This window comes from Lachnoclostridium sp. An196 (assembly GCF_002160135.1).
Classification (GTDB): domain Bacteria; phylum Bacillota; class Clostridia; order Lachnospirales; family Lachnospiraceae; genus Hominiventricola; species Hominiventricola avistercoris.
Genome location: NZ_NFJZ01000004.1, coordinates 215,442 through 237,137 on the forward strand (window position 1 = coordinate 215,442; position 21,696 = coordinate 237,137).

Sequence of the window (21,696 nt, forward strand, 5' to 3'; positions counted from 1 at the left end):
ATGGAAGATACATATAATAATAGAAGAAATACGACTGTAAATGGAGAGAGCCGCATACAATATATTCCACAGGAGGATGTCCGGTATCCTGCCCGCCTCCGCGTCCTGCCGGGCATGCCGAAAGGGATTTATGTACTGGGGAGGCTTCCGGATGACAACCGTCCCTCTGTGGCCATTGTGGGGGCGCGCAGTTCCAGCGCCTATGGGGACGGGACCGCCAGACTCTTCGCGGGAGAACTGGCGAAGGCAGGCGTGCAGATTATCAGCGGAATGGCGTGGGGAATAGACGGAAAAGCACATGAAGGCGCGCTGGAAAGAGGCGGAGACACTTACGCGGTATTGGGAAGCGGCGTGGACGTGTGTTATCCGGCCGGACACCGCCGTCTCTATGAAAAAATACCGAAGAACGGCGGAGTCCTGTCGGAGCAGCCTCCCGGAATGCCGCCAAAACCGGGACATTTCCCGGCAAGGAACCGGATCATCAGCGGCCTTGCTGATCTGGTGCTGGTAGTGGAGGCCCGGGAACGGAGCGGTTCTCTGATCACAGCGGATCTGGCTCTGGAACAGGGGAAAGATGTGTTCGCTGTGCCGGGAAGGCTTGATGACGAACTGAGCCGGGGCTGCCTGAATCTGCTGAAGCAGGGGGCAGGCCTGGCGGACCGGCCGGAGACGATACTGGAATGTCTCGGAATATGCCCTGAATTAAAGGCAGAAGAAGTAAATGAGAAAAAAATTTTACTTGCCAAGGATGAAAATATCGTGTATAGTTTGATACGTTTACAGCCGGTGCGCCTGGAAGAACTGACTGAAAATACCGGATTTTCCGTGCAGAAGATGATGACTGTTCTGGTAGGGCTGCAGTTAAAGGGCTGTATCAGGGAAGTTCAGAAGAATTATTATGTGAGAACAAATTCGAGGATAATCGATGGCGAAGTATTTAGTGATTGTGGAGTCACCTGCGAAGGTAAAGACCATTAAAAAATTTCTGGGAAGTAATTATGAGGTAATGGCATCCAACGGCCATGTGCGGGATATGCCGAAGAGTCAGCTGGGAATAGACGTAGAGCATGACTATGAGCCAAAGTATATCACCATCCGGGGAAAAGGCGAGATACTGGCAAAGCTTCGTAAAGAAGCAAAAAAAGCGGACAAAGTTTATCTGGCGACCGACCCGGACCGTGAGGGAGAGGCGATCTCCTGGCATCTGTCCAAAGCGCTGAATCTGGATCCGAAGAAGATGTACCGGATCACGTTTAACGAGATCACCAAGAGCGCGGTCAAGGAGTCTTTGAAGCATGCGCGGCAGATCGACCAGGATCTGGTTGACGCCCAGCAGGCCAGAAGAATGCTGGACCGCATGGTGGGATACCGGATCAGCCCTCTTTTATGGGCGAAGGTGAAACGGGGCTTAAGCGCCGGCCGCGTCCAGTCTGTGGCGCTTCGGATTATTGCCGACCGGGAAGAAGAGATCAACTCTTTCGTACCGGAAGAATACTGGAGTCTGGACGCGCAGTTCGCGGTGAAAGGCGAAAAAAAGTCTCTGACCGCCAGATTTTACGGTACAGAAAAAGAAAAAATAGAGATACATTCCAGGGAAGAGATGGATCGGATCCTGAAAGCGGTACAGGGAGCCAGATTTCAGGTGACGGATGTGAAAAACGGAGAGCGTGCCAAGAAGGCGCCGCTTCCGTTCACCACCAGTACGCTTCAGCAGGAGGCATCCAAAGTATTGAACTTTTCCACGTCTAAGACTATGCGTCTGGCGCAGCAGCTCTATGAGGGCATCGATGTGGAAGGACAGGGAACGGTAGGTATCATCACATATCTGCGTACGGATTCGACCCGTATCTCGGAAGAGGCGGAACAGATGGCGGTCTCTTACATCGGGGAAGCTTACGGGGAAGAATACCTGGGTTTGAGAAAAGCAAAAAAGAATCAGGATAAAAAAATCCAGGACGCTCATGAGGCGATCCGTCCCACGGATATCCGCCGGCTGCCGGCCGCGATCAAGGATTCTCTTTCCAGAGACCAGTACCGGCTTTATCAGCTGATCTGGAAACGGTTTGCGGCAAGCTGTATGGCGGATGCCAGATATCGTACGACTTCCGTGAAAATTGACGGAAACGGGTACCGTTTTACCGTATCCGCTGCTTCTGTGGTGTTCGACGGATTTATGTCTGTTTACACGCAGGAAGAGGACGAGAAGGATACGGAAAATCAGATGGTGAATGCCATTGGCAAAGATTCGGAACTGACTCTTCAGTCTCTGGAAGATAAACAGCATTTTACGCAGCCGCCGGCGCATTTTACGGAGGCATCTCTGGTAAAGACACTGGAAGAACTGGGAATCGGGAGGCCCAGTACCTACGCGCCGACCATCAGCACTATTCTTGCCCGGCGTTATGTGGCGAAGGAAGGCCGAAACCTGTACCTGACAGAGCTGGGAGAAGTAGTTAACAACATCATGAAGAAATCTTTCCCAAGTATTGTGGAGGCAGATTTTACTGCGAACATGGAATCTCTTCTGGATATGGTAGAAGAGGGAAAAGTCGGCTGGAAGACAGTGGTCAGCAACTTTTATCCGGATCTGGACGACGCGGTGAAAAAGGCCGAATCAGAACTGGAAAAGGTAAAGATAGAGGACGAAGTGACCGATGTAGTCTGCGAGCAGTGCGGACGCCATATGGTGATCAAATACGGACCTCATGGAAAGTTCCTGGCATGTCCGGGATTTCCGGAGTGCCGGAATACGAAACCGTATCTGGAAAAGATCGGTGTGCCCTGTCCTAAATGCGGAAAAGATATTGTTCTGAGGCGCTCCTCCAAGGGAAGAAAATTTTACAGCTGTGAAGGTTATCCGGAATGTGATTTTATCTCCTGGAAAAAGCCCGAGATTCCGAAAACGGCAGAAATGACAGAAAATTCAAAAAATTAATTGAATTTTATGCACGGTTGTGCTAATATGCAAAGTGCAGTTGCAGATGCAGCTGCACTTTTTGAGTATTATCAGCGCTGTGAGGAGGAAAAAATGAGCGTACAACTGTTAGACAAAACAAGGAAAATCAATAAACTTCTGCATAACAACAATTCCAGCAAAGTGGTCTTCAACGACATCTGCAGGGTATTGTCAGATATTTTGAAATCCAATGTGCTGGTCATCAGCAAGAAAGGAAAGGTGCTGGGAGTCGGTTTGTATGACGGTGTAGAAGAGATTCATGAGCTGATCGTGGACCAGGTGGGCAGCCTGATCGACCCGCTGCTGAACGAACGTCTTCTGGGTATTCTGTCTACAAAAGAAAATGTGAATCTGCAGACCCTCGGGTTCGTAGTGGAAAACATCCGGAAATACCAGGCGCTGGTGACGCCGATCAATATTGCGGGTGAACGCCTGGGGACACTGTTTCTCTATAAATATGAGGATGACTATGATATTGACGACATCATTCTGAGCGAATACGGGACCACAGTGGTCGGCCTGGAGATGATGCGTTCGGTGCATGAAGAGAACGCGGAAGAGATCCGCAAGAGACAGATCGTGCAGTCTGCCATAGGTACGCTCTCTGCCACAGAACTGGAAGCGATTCTTCTGATCTTTCAGGAGATGAAGGGAGATGAATGCACGCTGGTAGCCAGCCGGATCGCGGATAAGGCAGGCATTACCCGTTCTGTAATCGTGAACGCGCTCCGGAAGTTTGAAAGCGCCGGCGTGATTGAATCCAGATCTTCCGGTATGCGCGGAACCAATATTAAAGTGCTGAACGACTGCGCGTTCGAAGAACTGGATCAGGTTCGGAAGAATAAATTAAAAAAAATATAAAATACCCCATTGACATTTTTCCTCAATCATACTAATATAATAATCAAGGTTTAGCACTCATAAGAGGTGAGTGCTAACAAATAAAAACATATGAAAGAGACTGAAAGATTAAAGGAGGCTTAATCATGAAATTAGTACCTTTGGGCGACAGAGTTGTGTTAAAGCAGTGTGAGACGGAAGAAACCACCAAATCCGGAATCATCCTTACTCCGAAAGCACAGGAGAAACCGGTAACTGCAGAAGTAGTGGCAGTAGGACCGGGCGGCATGGTTGATGGAAAAGAAGTTACCATGCAGGTAAAGGTCGGCGACAAGGTAATTTATTCTAAATATGCAGGCAACGAAGTAAAACTGGATGACGTAGAGTATGTGATCGTAAGACAGAATGATATTCTTGCGATCGTAGAATAATTGACAGGAGGATTGATTATCATGGCAAAAGAAATCAAACATGGCGTAGACGCCAGAGTGGCACTGGAAGCAGGTGTCAATAAACTTGCAGATACGGTCAGAGTAACGCTTGGACCGAAAGGAAGAAACGTGGTTCTTGACAAACAGTTCGGCGCTCCGCTGATTACCAACGACGGCGTGACCATCGCGAAAGAGATTGAGCTGGCGGATCCGTTTGAGAACATGGGTGCTCAGCTGGTGAAGGAAGTGGCTACCAAGACCAACGATGTGGCAGGCGACGGTACTACCACCGCTACAGTTCTGGCACAGGCTATGATCAACGAAGGTATGAAGAACCTGGCGGCAGGCGCTAACCCGATTATTCTGAGAAAGGGTATGAAGAAAGCTACTGAGCGTGCCGTAGAGGCGATTGCCGATATGAGCAGCAAAGTAACCGGAAAACACCAGATGGCAAGAGTAGCCGCGATCTCCGCAGGAGACGACGAAGTAGGAAACATGGTGGCAGACGCTATGGAGAAAGTTTCCAACGACGGCGTGATCACCATCGAGGAATCCAAGACCATGCTTACCGAGCTGGATGTGGTAGAAGGTATGCAGTTTGACCGCGGCTACATCTCCGCTTACATGGCTACCGATACAGAGAAGATGGAAGCCGTTCTGGATGATCCGTACATCCTGATCACTGACAAGAAGATCAGCAATATCCAGGAGATCCTTCCGCTGCTGGAGCAGCTGGTACAGGCGGGCAAGAAGCTTCTGATCATCGCTGAGGATATCGAAGGAGAAGCCCTGACCACTCTGGTGCTGAACAAACTGCGCGGAACCTTTACCGCTGTTGGTGTGAAAGCTCCGGGATACGGCGACAGAAGAAAGGCAATGCTGCAGGATATCGCGATCCTGACCGGCGGTACCGTGATCTCTGAAGAAGTAGGTCTGGAACTGAAAGACGCTACGCTGGATATGCTCGGACGCGCGAAATCCGTGAAAGTTCAGAAAGAGAATACCGTGATCGTAGACGGCCTTGGAAAGAAAGAGGACATTGAGAACAGAATCAAGACGATCAAGGCAGAGATCGAGGTAACCAAATCTGATTTTGATAAAGAAAAACTGCAGGAGCGTTATGCGAAGCTGGCAGGCGGCGTAGCGGTAATCCGCGTAGGCGCGGCTACCGAAACCGAGATGAAAGAAGCAAAACTTCGTATGGAAGACGCGCTGGCAGCTACCAGAGCAGCTGTAGAAGAAGGTATCATCTGCGGCGGCGGCGCTGCATATATCCATGCATCCAAAGAAGTTGAGAAACTGGTTGATACTCTGGACGGAGACGAGAAGACCGGTGCGAAAGTTGTTCTGAAAGCACTGGAAGCTCCGCTGTATCATATCGCTGCCAATGCAGGCCTGGAAGGCTCTGTGATCATCAATAAAGTGCGTGAGTCTGATCCGGGTGTGGGCTTTGACGCATACAAAGAAGAATATGTGAACATGGTAGAGGCAGGTATTCTGGATCCGGCGAAAGTGACCAGAAGCGCGCTGCAGAACGCGACCAGCGTGGCATCCACATTCCTGACCACAGAGGCATGTGTGGCGAATATTAAAGAAGAGACTCCGCAGGTTCCGGCAGGCGGCGGAATGGGAATGATGTAATTCTCATATATATTATAAGTAAAAAGAGCGTTGCAAAGAGCAGCGCTCTTTTTGTATAATATATGTGTAACAGTTCAGGACGGCGGGAAACGGGGACAAGAAGATGCCGGCTTGAATTTGGTGTATAAAGTCATGCAGGAAAGCAGAAATGCATTGACATCTGTGGAACGATCTGCTAGACTATGGAAAATATGCAGACAAAAGAAAGAGAGGAAGAGAAATGGGCAAAATTATCGGTGAAAGCATTACATTTGACGACGTCCTTCTGGTACCGTCTTATTCCGAAGTGATTCCCAACCAGGTAAGTCTGGAAACGGACCTTACCAGGACTATCCGGCTGAATATCCCGCTGATGAGCGCGGGTATGGATACGGTTACGGAACACCGGATGGCGATCGCCATGGCGAGACAGGGAGGTATTGGCATTATCCACAAGAACATGTCGATCGAAGCGCAGGCGGACGAAGTGGATAAGGTGAAAAGGTCGGAAAATGGTGTAATCACAGATCCATTTTCTTTGTCTCCGGAACATACGCTGGCAGATGCGGATGCTCTGATGGCAAAATACCGGATCTCAGGTGTGCCGATTACGGAAGGCAAGAAGCTGGTGGGTATTATTACCAACCGTGACCTGAAGTTTGAGACTGATTTTACAAAGAAGATCAAAGAGTCTATGACCTCCGAAAATCTGGTGACCGCTCAGGAAGGCATCACCCTGGAGGAAGCGAAGAAGATTCTTGGAAAGGCCAGAAAAGAAAAGCTTCCTATCGTGGACAAGGACTTTAATCTGAAGGGCCTGATCACGATCAAAGATATTGAAAAACAGATCAAGTATCCGCTGGCGGCGAAAGACAGCCAGGGACGGCTGCTGTGCGGCGCGGGCGTTGGCATCACGGCCAACGTGCTGGATCGTGTGGAAGCCCTGATACACGCGCATGTGGACGTGGTGGTGCTGGATTCCGCTCACGGGCATTCAGCCAATGTAATCCGCTGCCTGAAGATGATCAAGGACGCATATCCGGATCTGCCGGTTATCGCCGGAAATGTGGCGACGGGAGAAGGTACGCGGGCGCTGATTGAAGCGGGAGTCGACGCGGTCAAAGTAGGCATCGGACCGGGTTCTATCTGTACGACCCGTGTGGTTTCCGGCGTGGGCGTGCCTCAGATCAGCGCGGTTATGGACAGCTACGCGGTGGCGAAAGAGTATGGGATTCCGATCATTGCGGACGGCGGCATCAAATACTCCGGAGATATCACGAAAGCTATTGCAGCCGGCGCGAATGTCTGCATGCTGGGAAGCATTTTCGCAGGCTGCGACGAGAGCCCGGGAGCTTTTGAACTGTACCAGGGAAGAAAATACAAGGTATACCGCGGCATGGGTTCCATCGCGGCTATGGAGAATGGATCCAAAGACCGTTATTTCCAGACGGACGCGAAGAAACTGGTACCGGAAGGCGTGGAAGGCCGTGTGGCATACAAGGGATTTGTGGAAGATACCATCTTCCAGCTGATGGGAGGCCTGCGTTCCGGTATGGGCTATTGCGGAGCCCAGGATATTGAAACCTTGAAGGAAACCGGAAGGTTCGTCAAGATCACCTCGGCATCCCTGAAAGAGAGCCATCCTCATGACATTCATATCACAAAGGAAGCGCCGAATTACAGCGTAGACGAATAAAGAACGTAATAATTTAAAACAGTTATCATAAGAACCGCTGCAGACTTTTATGCGGCATTTCCCTTTTCTGTTGCAAATGGGAGCGGGAAATGTTAAATTAAAGGTATGCGGCGGTTTTTACGCGCCGTCAGCAGATGACGAGTTAAAATCTTAAATTATGAAAGGAATATATTGAGTTATGAGAAAGACAAAAATCGTATGTACGCTCGGACCTTCCACAGAAAGTGAAGAGGTGATGCGTCAGCTGATGCTGGAAGGCATGGCTGTCGCCAGGATGAACTTCTCCCATGGAAGCCATGAGGAGCAGAAAAAACGTCTGGATATGGTGAAGAAACTCCGCGAAGAGCTTCATCTTCCGGTGGCGGCGCTTCTGGACACGAAAGGCCCGGAAATCCGCATTGGCGATGTGGAAGGAGGCAAACTGGAACTGAAGGCAGGCCAGGATTTTATCCTTACCACAGAAGAGATGCTGGGTACGGCAGGAAAAGTTACGATTACTTATAAGGAGCTGTATAAGGACGTGTGTCCCGGCGATTCTATCCTGATCGACGACGGGCTGATCGGCATGGAAGTAAGAAGGATCGACGGCCAGGATATTATCTGCAAGGTAGTCAACGGAGGTTTTATCTCCAATCATAAGGGAGTCAATGTTCCCGGCGTGGAGCTGAAGATGCCGTTTGTCAGCGAGAAAGATTATTCGGATATTCTTTTCGCCGCGGAGCAGGGATATGATTTTGTGGCCGCATCTTTCACCCGTACCGCGGAAGACATTCTGGAGATCCGCAAGATCCTGGACGAGAACGGCGGCGAAGGCATCCATATCATCGCGAAAATCGAAAATATGCAGGGCGTGGAGAATGCGGAAGCGATCCTGAGAGTGGCCGACGGCATGATGATCGCCCGCGGAGATATGGGCGTGGAGATCCCGCTGGAGGAAGTTCCTGTGATCCAGAAGAAACTGATCCGCCTGACGATCCGTATGGGCAAACCGGTGATCACGGCGACACAGATGCTGGATTCCATGATGAAGAATCCGCGTCCTACCAGAGCGGAGACTTCAGACGTGGCGAACGCGATCTACCAGGGAACCAGCGCGATCATGCTTTCCGGAGAGACGGCCGCAGGTGCATATCCGGTGGAAGCAGTCCGTACTATGGCGAGGATCGCGGAGCGTACCGAAAGAGATATTGATTATACAAAAGAATTTAAACCGAGACGTCTGGCGGAGCGTCCGGACGTGACCAGCGCTATTTCCCACGCTACCTGTACGACGGCCATGGACCTTCACGCGGCGGCGATCGTGGCAGTGTCCAAGTCCGGAAGAACGGTAGGGATGATATCCAAATACCGTCCCAGCTGTCCGATCATCGGATGCGCCATGGACGAGAGAGTGTGCCGTCAGCTGAATCTGAGCTGGGGCGTGATCCCGCTGCAGCTGGATGAAGAGAAGACGGCAGACGATCTGTTCGATCATGCGGTGGGAGCCGCAGAGCACCGCGGACTGGTATCCAGAGGAGAACTGGTCGTGATCACGGCAGGACTTCCTCTGGGAATGTCCGGCACCACGAATATGATCAAAGTACACGTGGCAGGACGTATCCTGATCTCGGGGAAAGGCGTCAATAACCTGAAAGCTTCAGGAAATGTCTGCGTCTGCCAGGGCCTGGATGACCTGGAGCAGAATTTCCGTCCGGGAGATATTGTGGTAGTGTCGCAGACTACCAATGAGATGATGCCGAAGCTGAAAGACGCGGGCGGTATTATCACAGAGACCGGAGATCGCTATTCCCATGCGGCCATCGTGGGCATGGCTCTGGATATTCCGGTGATCACTTCTGCTAGAAACGCCACCAGGATCCTGAAATCCGGCGCGTTTATCACGGTTGACGCGGAACAGGGAACCGTATACAGCGGCAATTGATATGGTCGCCGGACGGCTGTACAGAGAGGAAGGAATCAGATCATGGGATTCAATCATTTTGATGAGAAGGGCAACGCGGTGATGGTGGATATCTCCGGCAAGGATGTGACTTACCGGACGGCGACTGCCCGGGGAAGCATTCATGTGTCGCCGGAAATCATGGACGCGGTGCTGAACCGGACCATGAAGAAAGGCGATGTGCTGGGGGTGGCCAGAGTCGCCGGAATCATGGCCGTGAAACAGACTTCGTCCATCATCCCCATGTGCCATCCTCTGCTGATCAGCAAATGTTCTGTGGATTTTGATGTCTGCCCGGAAGAACAGGAGATCCGGGCGGTCTGCACAGTGCGGACGGAAGGGCGCACCGGCGTGGAGATGGAAGCCCTGCACGGTGTAAGCGCTTCCCTGCTGACGATCTATGATATGTGCAAGGCAGTAGATAAACGGATGGTGATCCGGGATATTCATCTGGTGGAAAAGACCGGCGGAAAGAGCGGAGATTTTCGCTTTGAAGAATAGGAAATGAAGAATAAAAAAAAGGCGTTCATGAGATCTGCGAGACAGATCTTCATGAGCGCTGTTTTTTATCCTCCGATCTGAGACATCTGACGCTGCTCCCGGTCTGCTTCGGTATCCGGAGACCAGAACTGATGACAGGCAGGTTTTTCCAGAATGCCCTCGCGGATCAGCCCGCAGAGCTGCTCGTCCGACGCGCCGCTTCTCAGAGGTGTCTTCAGATCAATCGATTCCCCATAGTAGAGACACGGTTTCAGAAATCCGTCGGACGTCAGGCGGATTCGGTTGCAGGAATCGCAGAACTTGCCGTGTATCGCGTCGATGAAGCCGATACAGCCCCGGAATCCGGGAATCGCGATATAGGAGGCCGGACCGTTGCCCCGGGGGATCGTGACGGTGTGATAATCCGGATAGCGCGCCACAAGCAGGGAGAGCAGAGCATTCCGGTCATAACCGCGATAATTCTGTCCGTAACCGATGGGCATGATCTCGATAAATCTCACATCAACGGGATAGTCTTTTGCAAGTTCTGTCAGTTTCTCAAAATCTTTGTCATTGATCCCCTGCAGCAGTACGGAATTTACTTTGGTCCGGATACCGGACTCCTGGGCGGCCATGAGTCCTTCCCATACTTTGCCAAAATCGTCAAATCCGGTGATCTGCCGGAAAGTGTCCGGATCCAGCGTATCCAGGCTGATATTGATGCCGTCGATACCGATGGCTTTCAATTCCGGAATCCGGGACGCAAGAAGTACGCCGTTGGTCGTCAGCGTGACCTGCTCCACGCCGGGGAGCGCTTTCAGCTCCCGCAGGAAGGAGAGGCATTCCTTCCGCACCAGCGGCTCGCCTCCGGTCACTTTGAACTTGCGCACGCCCAGGGAGACGGCGCAGCGGCAGATCTTAAGGATCTCCTCGAAACGCAGGATCTTGTCATGGGAGATGGACGGAATGTCCTCCGGCATACAGTACCGGCATCTTAAATTGCAGCGGTCGGTGACGGAGATCCTCATATAGTCAATGGTTCTTCCATAATTGTCTTTCACGGATATCATAGCCTTTCTCATCAGATGTAACAGTATATTCATTATAGCAAAAAAACATTGGAAAATAAATCGGTTATGGCTGGTTTCTGGCTTTTTCCGGAAATATGGAGTCTGATAGAATTAATTGTTTGCCTAACTCACACAGACATGCTATAATGTTCGCATTGGCAATGAACAGTGCGGAAATAAGTATGCGCTGTGTAATTTTCATAAATACAGATGAACAAGGGGATATGTGATTATGGAACTGACAACCATACGTGAGTTATACAGGAATACGGACGCGTTCCTGGACAAGGAAGTGACAGTAGGAGGCTGGGTGCGCAGCATCCGGGATTCCAAAAGCTTTGGGTTTCTGGTACTGCATGACGGTACTTTTTTTGAGACTCTGCAGGTAGTGTACCATGACACCATGGACAATTTTACTCAGATCAGCAAGCTGAACGTGGGATCTGCCGTGACGGTGAGAGGTACGCTGGTGGCTACGCCGCAGGCAAAGCAGCCGTTTGAGATCCAGGCGGAGGAAGTGATTGTGGAAGGCGCTTCTACGCCGGATTATCCGCTGCAGAAAAAACGCCATACACTGGAGTACCTGCGTACGATGACACATCTGCGTCCGAGGACCAATACCTTTCAGGCAGTGTTCCGCGTGCGTTCTCTGACCGCTTACGCGATCCATCAGTTCTTCCAGGAGAGAGGTTTTGTTTATGTGCACACGCCTCTGATTACCGGAAGCGACTGTGAAGGTGCGGGAGAGATGTTCCGGGTGACGACGCTGGATTTGGAAAACGTACCAAGGACGCCGGATGGAAATGTGGATTATTCCAAGGACTTTTTCGGGAAAGAGACCAATCTGACGGTCAGCGGCCAGCTGAACGTGGAGACCTTTGCAATGGCATTCCGCGACGTTTACACGTTTGGACCTACGTTCCGCGCGGAGAACTCCAATACGACACGCCATGCTGCGGAGTTCTGGATGATTGAGCCGGAAATGGCGTTCGCGGATCTGAACGACGACATGCGGGTGGCTGAGGATATGCTGAAATATGTGATCCGCTATGTGCTGGAGCATGCTCCGGAAGAGATGAATTTCTTCAACTCCTTTGTGGATAAAGGACTGCTTGACCGCCTGAATCATGTTCTGAATTCAGAGTTTGGCCATGTGACTTATACGGAAGCCATCGAGATTCTGGAGAAAAATAACGACAAATTTGACTATAAAGTATCCTGGGGCTGTGATCTGCAGACGGAGCATGAGCGTTATCTGACCGAGCAGGTGTATAAGCGTCCGGTATTCGTAACTGATTATCCAAAAGAGATCAAAGCATTCTATATGAAGCAGAATGAAGACGGCAAAACGGTGGCGGCTATGGACTGCCTGGTTCCGGGGATCGGAGAGATCATCGGAGGAAGCCAGCGAGAGGATGACTATGAGAAGCTTGCGGCACGTATGGATGAAATGGGACTGAACCGGGAGGACTATGGGTTCTATCTGGATCTGCGCAAATACGGTACGGTGCGCCATTCCGGATTCGGACTGGGATTCGAGCGCTGCATCATGTATCTGACCGGTATGGGCAACATCCGCGACGTAGTTCCGTTCCCCAGAACCGTCAAGAACTGTGATCTGTAAGAGAGGATGACGCCAGTGGCAGCAGAAAGACACACACATACGGCTCCGGATGGAACCGTATATGAACATACGCATGAGCATGAGTATGCGCAGGAACACGGGCATATACATGAGCATGAACATTCACATGACGGAAACGGGGAGCATGAGCACGGACATGCACATACTCACACCCATGCCAACACAAAGGCGGTGCTGAACCGGTTGTCCCGGGCCATCGGGCATCTGGAATCCATCCGCCGGATGGTGGAGGATGGAAGGGACTGCAGCGAAGTGCTGATCCAGCTTTCGGCAGTGAAGTCCGCCATCAACAATACCGGGAAAGTGATCCTGAAGGATCACATCGAACACTGTCTGGTAGACGCTGTGGAGTGCGGAGACATGGAGTCCATCAAAGATCTGACGGAAGCCATCGATCGTTTTATGAAGTAAGTATAAAAATCAGCCGGTCGCTGTAAATAGCGGCCGGCTGATTTTTATAACGCGCCCGGCGGGCAGACGTTTCTCAAGGGAGAAAATTCCAAATCTGCCTGGCGGCGGAAAGAATATTTTTTAGCATGGCTGATACTTCACTTTGTATGGTTGTATTGCGCGTTTTTTTGAAGTACAATAAAATCAACAAAACAGAAATTGGCGAAAAGGGATTGGCAATATGGCCTGGAAATTTGAAACATCCGGTTTAGACGGACAGTGCGAGTTGTTTGGAGTAAACATTTTTAAGTACCGCTGGCGTGACTGCCGGGAGACAGCAGCGGTGACCGATCCCCATTATGGCGTGGAAAAAATGTTCCATGTCTATGAGGTGGAAATCGACGGCCAGCTTCGGCGCTTTGCCGCCGGGGAGTTTTCTAACTGTGTATGGGGATTTTATCTGGAACAGGGTTGATGCGGAAACGAGAGCGCTGGCAATCTGGTTGATGTCCTGTGGCAGTCCACCATCCGGTACTTCTGATGAGATTAAGAAAGAAGGAGCAGATTCATGAATGAGAGAGTCACTTTATCGGAGGCGTTTGAAATTTTGGCCGGCTATGGTCCGGCCGTCTGGCTGGGAGTGCTGGCGGCAATTGCGACTTTTATCATTGAGGTCGTGCTGTGTACAAAAGGAATCCTGTTTGCCGGCGGAGAACAGAAACTGAAACGAGCGAAAAAAGACGGAAAATTTGTACTGGGAACGCTGAAAGATTCCTGGTATAAGGAGCGGGAACCGGAGAAGAAGACGGCAAATCGGCTGTATACCGGAATTTACGAGTATACTGTAGACGGAGTTACACGGAAAAAACAGCTGATTCTTTCCGGCAGAAAGCCGCCCCGCACACTTTATTTCTATTATACCTCTACTCCGAAGCATGTGTTTTCCGAGTATGATGTGGGGAAAAATCCATTGAAAATCCTGATATACATCATCCCGGTTCTGGTGGCCTTTGCTGTCATGACGGCGCTGGGGTTCCGTCCTTGATCAGCCGGGGTCTTTGAGGAACCCCGGAAGGGCGTTGTCTGCAACTGCTGCGGCAAGACCGCACACATTTTTATACATCGCCCTTCTTCTCAGGGAAAGAGATCATGTATTTGCGTCCGACGTGCATCGCTGCCCCGGACGATACCGGTTCGATAATATTGAGATCTTCAAGGTTGGACTGACAATGAAGGTCTATTTTATAATATCTGCATTTTCCGTAAATTCACCTGTCTCATAGTCAAAGAGCAAAATCTGGTAAGGTGTGTCTAATGAAATCCAAATATCAAAATCCCTGGATTGTAAATCTCCGTCCGTCGTCAACAATCCGTTAGACCACCAGAAGGTGGCGTTTTCGCCTGCAATTGTGTGGACAGAATATCGGATTCCCTCTGCTCCGTCTACAATTTCGATTCCGCTGACATAGTTTAATACGTCTTTTGTTTTGTCAAGTTGTGGAAAATGATTGTAGATTTCATCTTCCAATACGGATAGTTCTTCATAATGACTAGATCCCCAGTCATAAATTTCCAGCAGATCGTAATTGGGACAAACAAGAGAGGCGGTTTTTCCTTTCATATTCGGAATTGTAATAGTAAACTCTCGTTTGTCTTTTTGACCAGGCATTGTCTCGGCTGCGTAAATCAGAATATTTACCGCATTATCGTCTTCTTCATCCGGTTCCCATGTTACACGGCTGATTCGTCTGCCTGCTAAAGCTATGGTTCCATTTACCGTAAGAGTTTCTGCTTCTTCATCATAAAAAACTTCTGTTGTACTTACTTCGTGAGTTGCCAGCGGCTCTCCGATCACGTAAACCTTCAGAAAAGCGTAAACTATGAGGAGAATCAAAAGGCTGCAGGCTCCACCGGCGATTAATTTCAGCCGTTGTGTGCGCCGGCGGATTTTTTTAAATCCATCCAGAGCCACCTGTTCTTCAACTAACGGTGCGATTTCCATTTCTTCCGTCATTTCCCTGTATACGCGATTACACTCTCCACATTTTTCCAGATGTTCTTTCACCGCATTTGTTCCAGCCTTGCTTAATACACCGTCGATATAGCCCGGAAGTAAATCACGGATAATATCACAGGAATCCAGTTTCGTCATGCGCAATCAACTCCTTTTTGATTTTTTGTTTGGCTCGGTAAAAAGTTGTCCTGCTCCAATTCTCGCTTTTCCCCAGAATGGCACCAATTTCCCGAAAAGAGAGTTCAGCTGTGATTCTGTATAAAACCACTTCCCGTTCCAGTTCCGGCAAATGGTGAATCGCTTGATAAAGTTCCAGTTTACTTTCCTGACGAATAACACTGGCCTCTCCGTCAAGAGCGGTCTGATCCGATAGATTCTCTCTCAACTCCAGCATTTCCGTTCGCTTCTTTTTACGAAGGTCTTGATAGAGAACATATTTTGCGATTTGACACAACCAGGTAGACAGTTTACATGACCCGTCGTAGCGGGAGATGGAATTGATAGCCCGTAGAAAAGTTTCCTGCATAAGTTCCTGAGCCCATTCCGCATCATGGATATGAGAATACAAGAATCGGTAAACGAAAGCCGCGTACTCCTGGTAAATGGTATTCAAATCAACATTTTCGTGAGATTCTTGCACCGTGTTACCTCCTTGCCTGCTAAAATAGGTATTTAATCCGGATATTTTCTCATTCAATCTTTATATCCCATTTTAAGGGCATTCGTTACAACATAAAGAAAAATTTTTTTCATAGACAGGCGAGCAGCGTAAAAATCGGTTCTGCAGTTCTTTATCACTGCGCATTCCCGGTATCCGGAAGTGCCCGCGTATCTTTGTACATGGTCACAAGCACATAGACGGCGGTGAGCAGTTCTGTGACCGGCATGGCAAACCACAAGGAATCCGGACTGAAAACCGCGGGCAGCAGAAGGATCAGGATGCCGCTGATCACGAAGCCTCTGGATACAGACACGACGAAGGCGGCAGAGGGTTTCATGATCGCCTGGAAATAATAGGTCGAGAAAATATTCAGCGGCAGCAGCAAAAACGAAAGCCCGTAAGTACGGATAATCCCCGGCGCGATGGCAAGAATCTCGGCGGTAGGCTCCATGAAGATCTGTATGAAAAGGAGCGGAGCGGCAAAGCTGAGCCCAGTCCAGAGAAGGGCGAAAAAGGCGACGGTGCCCAGCGCACAGCGCAGTGTTTCCCGGATCCGCCCGCCCAGATGCGCGCCGAAGTTGACTGAAATAATGGGCTGTGAAGCCTGCCCTACACTGTAGGCGCAGCACTGGACAAAGGTGCTGATGTTGATGATGACGCCGTAGACGGACAAGGCGCCGGAGCCCAGATAGGTCACGATCTGACGGTTGAACAGGATCGTCAGGATGCCCATGGCCACATCGATAAAGAACGTGGAAAATCCTGTGACGAAGACTTTGCGCGCTTTATGCAGAAAGCGGGACGGACGCACCAGCCTCAGCGTATTTTTCTTTGAGAAAAAGTGCGATAGCTGGACGATCAGACTGATGCAGGAACCGATGGCAGTGGCGAGGCCTGCGCCGTAGATTCCCATATTCATGGGGAATACAAAAATGTAGTCTCCGAATATATTGAAGATGCCTCCTGCCAGCACGCCCGCGGTGGCGAGCGCGGGGTTGCCGTCGCTCCGCAGAAACGCGGCGAGCATCTGGTTCAGCAGGAAGACAGGGAGCACCGCGCGGATCGGACGCAGATAATTCTGCGCCAGAGGCAGAAGGTCTTCGGTAGCGCCGAAGAAGGTCAGAAGTTCCTGCTCAAAAAGCAGGATCGCGATCCATGACGCCGCAGCCAGGATGACAGAACCGATGACCGATACGGTGAAATATTCGTTTTCCCTGCCGGTCGGAACTTTGGATTTTCCCCGTGTAGTGCCAAAAAGGACAGAGCCTCCGATGCCGGTCAGAAGTCCCAGGCTGTAGATAATGTTCCAGACCGGAGCCACGACCGCCAGGGCGGCGGTGCCGTCCGGCCCCTGGTACTGTCCGACCATCGCCATGTCAACGATGGAATAAATCGAAGTGATCAGAGCGCTTCCGAACGCAGCTCCCAGGTAACGGAAATACAGAGGACGGATCTTATCTTTTACGAAATCCATAACACAATCTCTCCTTACACGATACAAGCCGGATAAGGGCGGACATTTCAGCCCGCGCCTTATCCGGCTCTCTTAACAGTCGAATAATCTGTCTGAAAGACAGGCATATTCATTATAACAGAAGGAAAATAAGAGTCAAGCAAATTGCGTCGGAAAAAGTTACTATTCACAGCTCGCTCCATCCACATGCGCACTCGGCTGTGAACAGTAACTCTGGAAAAAAACAAATATTTGTGTTATATTAGACGAGTATGCGAAAAATAGGATTTGAGATTTTGATAGAAGGAGCAGAAGACTATGGCAAAAAACAACACTTATGATGCGGACAGCATCTCTGTCCTGGAGGGTCTGGAGGCAGTCCGCAAAAGGCCCGGTATGTACATCGGAAGTGTTTCTACCAAAGGCCTGAATCATCTGATCTATGAGATCGTGGACAATTCCGTGGATGAACATCTGGCGGGCTACTGCAGTCAGATCGAGGTTTATCTGGAAAAGGATGGTTCCTGTACGGTCATCGATAACGGGCGGGGGATTCCGGTCGGGATGCACGCCAAAGGGATGTCCGCGGAGCGTCTGGTCTTTACCACGCTGCACGCGGGAGGAAAGTTCGACGATTCTGTATACAAGACCAGCGGAGGTCTGCACGGCGTGGGCTCTTCGGTGGTGAACGCGCTGTCAACTTATCTGGATATCGAGGTGTCCAGGGATGGATATATTCATCATGATCACTATGAGAGGGGAAATCCTACCATCGAACTGGAGAACGGGCTCCTGCCGGTGATCGGCAAGACCCGGAAGACCGGGACGAAGATCAATTTCCTGCCGGATCCGGAGATCTTTGAGAAGACCCGTTTCAGGGCAGAAGAGGTTAAGAGCCGTATGCACGAGACCGCCTATCTCAATCCGGAGCTTACGATCATCTTCGAGGACCGCCGCGGAGCGGAAACGGAGCGGGTGGTATTCCATGAGCCGGACGGCCTGGTGGGATTTGTCAAAGATTTGAATCATTCTCAGGAAGCGGTGCACGACGTGGTCTATTTCAAAGGTGAGAGCGAAGGGATCACGGTGGAGTGCGCGTTCCAGTATATCAATGAATTCCATGAGAATGTGCTGGGATTCTGCAACAATATTTATAACGCGGAGGGGGGCACCCATATCACCGGGTTCAAGACGATCTTCACGTCGGTGATCAACTCCTATGCCCGGGAACTGGGGATCCTGAAAGAGAAGGACGCCAACTTTACCGGCGCGGATGTGCGCAACGGCATGACGGCAGTCATCTCCATCAAACACCCGTCGCCCCGCTTCGAAGGCCAGACCAAGACCAAGCTGGACAATCAGGATGCGGCGAAAGCCACGTCCAAGGTGACCGGCGATGAGATCCAGAGGTATTTTGACCGGAATCTGGAGACTCTGAAGGCGGTGATCGGCTGCGCGGAGAAAGCGGCCAAGATCCGCCGGACGGAGGAACGGGCGAAGACAAATCTTCTGACGAAACAGAAATTCTCTTTTGATTCTAACGGGAAACTGGCCAACTGCGAGAGCAGGGACGCCTCCAGATGCGAGATTTTCATTGTGGAGGGAGATTCCGCAGGCGGTTCGGCCAAGACGGCGAGAGACCGGAACTATCAGGCCATCCTGCCCATCCGGGGGAAGATCCTGAACGTCGAGAAGGCAAGCATTGACAAAGTGCTTGGCAACGCGGAGATCAAGACTATGATTAATGCGTTCGAATGCGGATTCTCGGAAGGATACGGGAATGATTTTGATATTACAAAATTGCGTTATGACAAAATCATCATCATGGCCGATGCGGATGTGGACGGCGCGCATATCAGCACGCTGCTTCTGACTCTGTTTTACCGGTTCATGCCGGAACTGATTTATGAAGGACATGTGTATATCGCCATGCCGCCGCTGTATAAAGCGATTCCTTCCCGCGGAAAGGAAGAATATCTTTACGATGACAAAGCGCTGGAAAAATACCGGAAGAAACACGCCGGACCGTTCACGCTGCAGCGCTATAAAGGCCTGGGAGAGATGGACGCCGGACAGCTCTGGGATACGACCATGAATCCGGAGACCCGCAGGCTCAGGCTGGTGGAGATCGAGGACGCCCGTATGGCGTCGTCGGTCACAGAGCTTCTGATGGGCAGCGAGGTACCGCCCAGGAGACAGTTTATCTATGAAAATGCCGTAGAGGCACAGCTGGATATCTAGGAGGGAAGGCATGAGCGATACAATTATCAAAACAGAATATTCGGACATCATGCAGAAGTCCTATATCGACTATGCCATGAGTGTCATTGTGGCCCGCGCCCTGCCGGATGTGCGGGACGGGCTGAAGCCGGTGCAGAGAAGAACGCTGTACGATATGCATGAGCTGGGGATCCGCCACGACCGCCCGTACCGGAAATGCGCCCGTATCGTAGGCGATACCATGGGTAAATATCATCCTCATGGCGACAGCTCGATCTATGAAGCTCTGGTAGTCATGAGCCAGGACTTCAAAAAGGGACTTCCGCTGGTGGACGGACACGGCAATTTCGGCTCCATTGAAGGAGACGGGGCGGCAGCCATGCGTTACACCGAGGCGCGCCTGCAGAAAGTCAGCGAGGAAGCGCTGCTGGCAGATCTGGACAAAGATGTGGTGGACTTTGTGCCCAATTTTGATGAGACGGAAAAAGAGCCCGGCGTGCTTCCGGCCAGGATTCCCCATCTGCTGATCAATGGCGCGGAAGGGATCGCGGTGGGTATGTCCACCAGTATTCCGCCCCACAATCTTGGAGAGACCATCGACGCCATGTCGGCTTATATGAAAAATCCGGATATGACCGTGGAGGACCTACTGGAGATCATGCCGGGACCGGACTTCCCCACCGGAGGAATCGTGACCAATAAAGATGAACTTGCACAGATCTACAAGACTGGATCCGGCAAGATCAAGATCCGCGGCAAGGTGGAAGTGGAAAAGGTCAAAGGGGGAAAAGAACAGATCGTTATCACGGAAATCCCCTACACCATGATAGGCGCCAATATCGGGAAATTCCTCAATGATATCGGTACTCTGGTAGAGACAAAAAAAACTACGGATATTGTGGATATTACAAACCAGTCTTCCAAAGAGGGCATCCGGATCGTGCTGGAACTGAAAAAAGGAGCCGATACCCGGCAGATTATCAATATGCTTTATAAGAAGACCCGTCTGGAAGACACCTTCGGCGTCAATATGCTGGCGGTGGCGGACGGCCGTCCGGAGACGCTGAGTCTTAAGCAGATCTTCGATCATGTGATTGATTTTCAGTTTGAATTGAATACCAGAAAGTACAGGACGCTTCTGAACCGGGAACTGGACAAGAAAGAGATCCAGGAAGGACTGATCAAGGCATGCGATGTGATCGACCTGATCATTGAAGTGCTCCGGGGCAGCCGGGATGTGAAGACGGCAAAGGCATGTCTGATGAGCGGTCAGACGGATGGGATCCGTTTCAAATCCGAGGCTTCCAGAAAACAGGCGGAGAAACTGCGGTTTACGGAGCGCCAGGCGACGGCGATCCTGGAGATGCGTCTGTACCGCCTGATCGGTCTGGAAATCGAGGCTCTGATGAAAGAGCATGAGGCTACCATGAAAAATATTGCCAGGTATTCGGAGATCCTGAACAATTACGACGAGATGGCGAATGTGATCATATCAGAGCTTCAGCAGTTTAAGAAATCTTACGCGGTTCCCAGAAAGACTGTGATCGAGAATGCGGAAGAAGCCATATTCGTGGAGAAGAAGCTGGAAGAGATGCCGGTAGTGTTCCTTATGGACCGCTTCGGATACTGCCGGACTGTGGATGTTCCTACTTATGAAAGGAATAAAGAGGCGGCAGATACGGAAAGCCGGTGTGTGATCCAGTGCATGAATACGGACCGGATCTGCCTTTTTACAGATACGGGCAGGATGCATACGATTAAAGTACCGGATCTGCCTTACGGAAAATTCCGGGATAAGGCGTTTCCTGTGGATAACTATTCAAATTATGACAGTTCTGTGGAACAGGCAGTGTTTGTGTGCAGCATGGAAGAACTGCTGAGAGGGAAACTGCTGTTTGTGACAAAATACGGAATGGCGAAGCAGGTGAACGGTTCCGAATATGATGTGAGGACGAAGACCAGCGCCGCCACGAAATTAAATGAAGGGGATCAGGTAATTTTTGCGGGATTGACAGAAGAAGGCACGCAGGTAGTGCTGCAGTCGGAAGAAGGATATTTCCTGCGGTTCCCGGCGGAGGAAATCCCGGAGAAAAAGAAAGCGGCCATCGGCGTCCGCGCCATGAAACTGGGGGCGAAGGACAGCCTGGAAGCTGTGTATCTGATCCGCAGCGGAGAAGAAAAGATGATCCTGTATAAGGAAAAAGAGCTTTCTCTGCTGAGACTGAAGACGGCGGGACGTGACCAGAAAGGAACGAAGATCCGCGTATAGAGAGGAGGAACC

The 21,696-nt window shown here is 50.7% G+C and carries 18 protein-coding genes; 14 read left to right on the plus strand and 4 right to left on the minus strand.

Features of this window, described 5'->3' with window-relative positions:
• The 8 genes from dprA (at position 1) to moaC (ending at position 9,983) form a co-directional block, all read left to right on the plus strand.
• Complete coding sequence (gene dprA / locus B5F29_RS06890; protein ID WP_087153906.1) at positions 1-978, plus strand: DNA-processing protein DprA; 978 nt, start codon at positions 1-3, stop codon at positions 976-978.
• Entirely contained in the window at positions 926-2,935 is a 2,010-nt protein-coding gene (gene topA, locus B5F29_RS06895) for a type I DNA topoisomerase (protein WP_087153907.1), read from the plus strand. Before dprA ends, topA begins: the two co-directional genes overlap by 53 nt.
• Before the next feature lie 93 nt (positions 2,936-3,028).
• Positions 3,029-3,817, plus strand: coding sequence for a GTP-sensing pleiotropic transcriptional regulator CodY (codY, locus tag B5F29_RS06900; RefSeq protein ID WP_087153908.1), 789 nt, complete (start codon positions 3,029-3,031; stop codon positions 3,815-3,817).
• A 125-nt stretch (positions 3,818-3,942) separates the two neighbouring features.
• Complete coding sequence (locus B5F29_RS06905; protein WP_087153909.1) at positions 3,943-4,227, plus strand: co-chaperone GroES; 285 nt, start codon at positions 3,943-3,945, stop codon at positions 4,225-4,227.
• Positions 4,228-4,248: 21 nt separating this feature from the next.
• Positions 4,249-5,868 (plus strand): chaperonin GroEL, encoded by a 1,620-nt coding sequence (gene groL, locus B5F29_RS06910; protein ID WP_087153910.1) that lies wholly within the window; start codon positions 4,249-4,251, stop codon positions 5,866-5,868.
• Between the two features lie 220 nt (positions 5,869-6,088).
• Positions 6,089-7,543, plus strand: a complete 1,455-nt coding sequence (guaB, locus tag B5F29_RS06915; RefSeq protein WP_087153911.1) for an IMP dehydrogenase — start codon at positions 6,089-6,091, stop codon at positions 7,541-7,543.
• Between the two features lie 178 nt (positions 7,544-7,721).
• Positions 7,722-9,464, plus strand: coding sequence for a pyruvate kinase (pyk, locus tag B5F29_RS06920; RefSeq protein ID WP_087153912.1), 1,743 nt, complete (start codon positions 7,722-7,724; stop codon positions 9,462-9,464).
• 42 nt (positions 9,465-9,506) lie between these two features.
• Positions 9,507-9,983 (plus strand): cyclic pyranopterin monophosphate synthase MoaC, encoded by a 477-nt coding sequence (moaC, locus tag B5F29_RS06925; RefSeq protein ID WP_087153913.1) that lies wholly within the window; start codon positions 9,507-9,509, stop codon positions 9,981-9,983.
• Positions 9,984-10,048: 65 nt separating this feature from the next.
• Here moaC and moaA read toward each other — a convergent pair whose 3' ends face one another.
• Entirely contained in the window at positions 10,049-11,032 is a 984-nt protein-coding gene (gene moaA / locus B5F29_RS06930) for a GTP 3',8-cyclase MoaA (protein WP_330397548.1), read from the minus strand.
• Positions 11,033-11,264: 232 nt separating this feature from the next.
• On the opposite strand from moaA, the gene asnS reads away from it, so the two are divergent.
• The 4 genes from asnS to B5F29_RS06950 all read left to right on the plus strand — a co-directional run bounded on the left by asnS (position 11,265) and on the right by B5F29_RS06950 (position 14,112).
• Complete coding sequence (asnS, locus tag B5F29_RS06935; RefSeq protein WP_087153914.1) at positions 11,265-12,656, plus strand: asparagine--tRNA ligase; 1,392 nt, start codon at positions 11,265-11,267, stop codon at positions 12,654-12,656.
• A gap of 6 nt (positions 12,657-12,662) precedes the next feature.
• Complete coding sequence (locus B5F29_RS06940) at positions 12,663-13,088, plus strand: metal-sensing transcriptional repressor (RefSeq protein WP_087153915.1); 426 nt, start codon at positions 12,663-12,665, stop codon at positions 13,086-13,088.
• 220 nt (positions 13,089-13,308) lie between these two features.
• Entirely contained in the window at positions 13,309-13,542 is a 234-nt protein-coding gene (locus B5F29_RS06945; protein WP_087153916.1) for a hypothetical protein, read from the plus strand.
• A 93-nt stretch (positions 13,543-13,635) separates the two neighbouring features.
• On the plus strand, positions 13,636-14,112 hold the full coding sequence (locus B5F29_RS06950) for a hypothetical protein (protein ID WP_087153917.1): 477 nt from the start codon (positions 13,636-13,638) through the stop codon (positions 14,110-14,112).
• 192 nt (positions 14,113-14,304) lie between these two features.
• Here the strand turns inward: B5F29_RS06950 and B5F29_RS06955 are convergent, their stop codons facing one another.
• From B5F29_RS06955 to B5F29_RS06965, 3 genes are all read right to left on the minus strand, one after another.
• Positions 14,305-15,219 (minus strand): zf-HC2 domain-containing protein, encoded by a 915-nt coding sequence (locus tag B5F29_RS06955; protein ID WP_087153918.1) that lies wholly within the window; start codon positions 15,217-15,219, stop codon positions 14,305-14,307.
• A complete protein-coding gene (locus B5F29_RS06960) occupies positions 15,197-15,721 on the minus strand; it encodes an RNA polymerase sigma factor (RefSeq protein WP_087153919.1) in 525 nt (174 codons plus the stop codon). Before B5F29_RS06960 ends, B5F29_RS06955 begins: the two co-directional genes overlap by 23 nt.
• Positions 15,722-15,875: 154 nt before the next feature.
• Positions 15,876-17,216: an MATE family efflux transporter gene (locus B5F29_RS06965; RefSeq protein ID WP_087153920.1), complete on the minus strand. Its 1,341-nt coding sequence runs from the start codon at positions 17,214-17,216 to the stop codon at positions 15,876-15,878.
• Between the two features lie 297 nt (positions 17,217-17,513).
• On the opposite strand from B5F29_RS06965, the gene B5F29_RS06970 reads away from it, so the two are divergent.
• Together B5F29_RS06970 and B5F29_RS06975 are read left to right on the plus strand one after the other, a co-directional pair.
• Positions 17,514-19,436 (plus strand): DNA gyrase/topoisomerase IV subunit B, encoded by a 1,923-nt coding sequence (locus B5F29_RS06970; protein ID WP_087153921.1) that lies wholly within the window; start codon positions 17,514-17,516, stop codon positions 19,434-19,436.
• Positions 19,437-19,446: 10 nt separating this feature from the next.
• Positions 19,447-21,684 (plus strand): DNA gyrase/topoisomerase IV subunit A, encoded by a 2,238-nt coding sequence (locus B5F29_RS06975; protein WP_087153922.1) that lies wholly within the window; start codon positions 19,447-19,449, stop codon positions 21,682-21,684.
• The last annotated feature ends 12 nt before the right edge of the window (positions 21,685-21,696 follow it).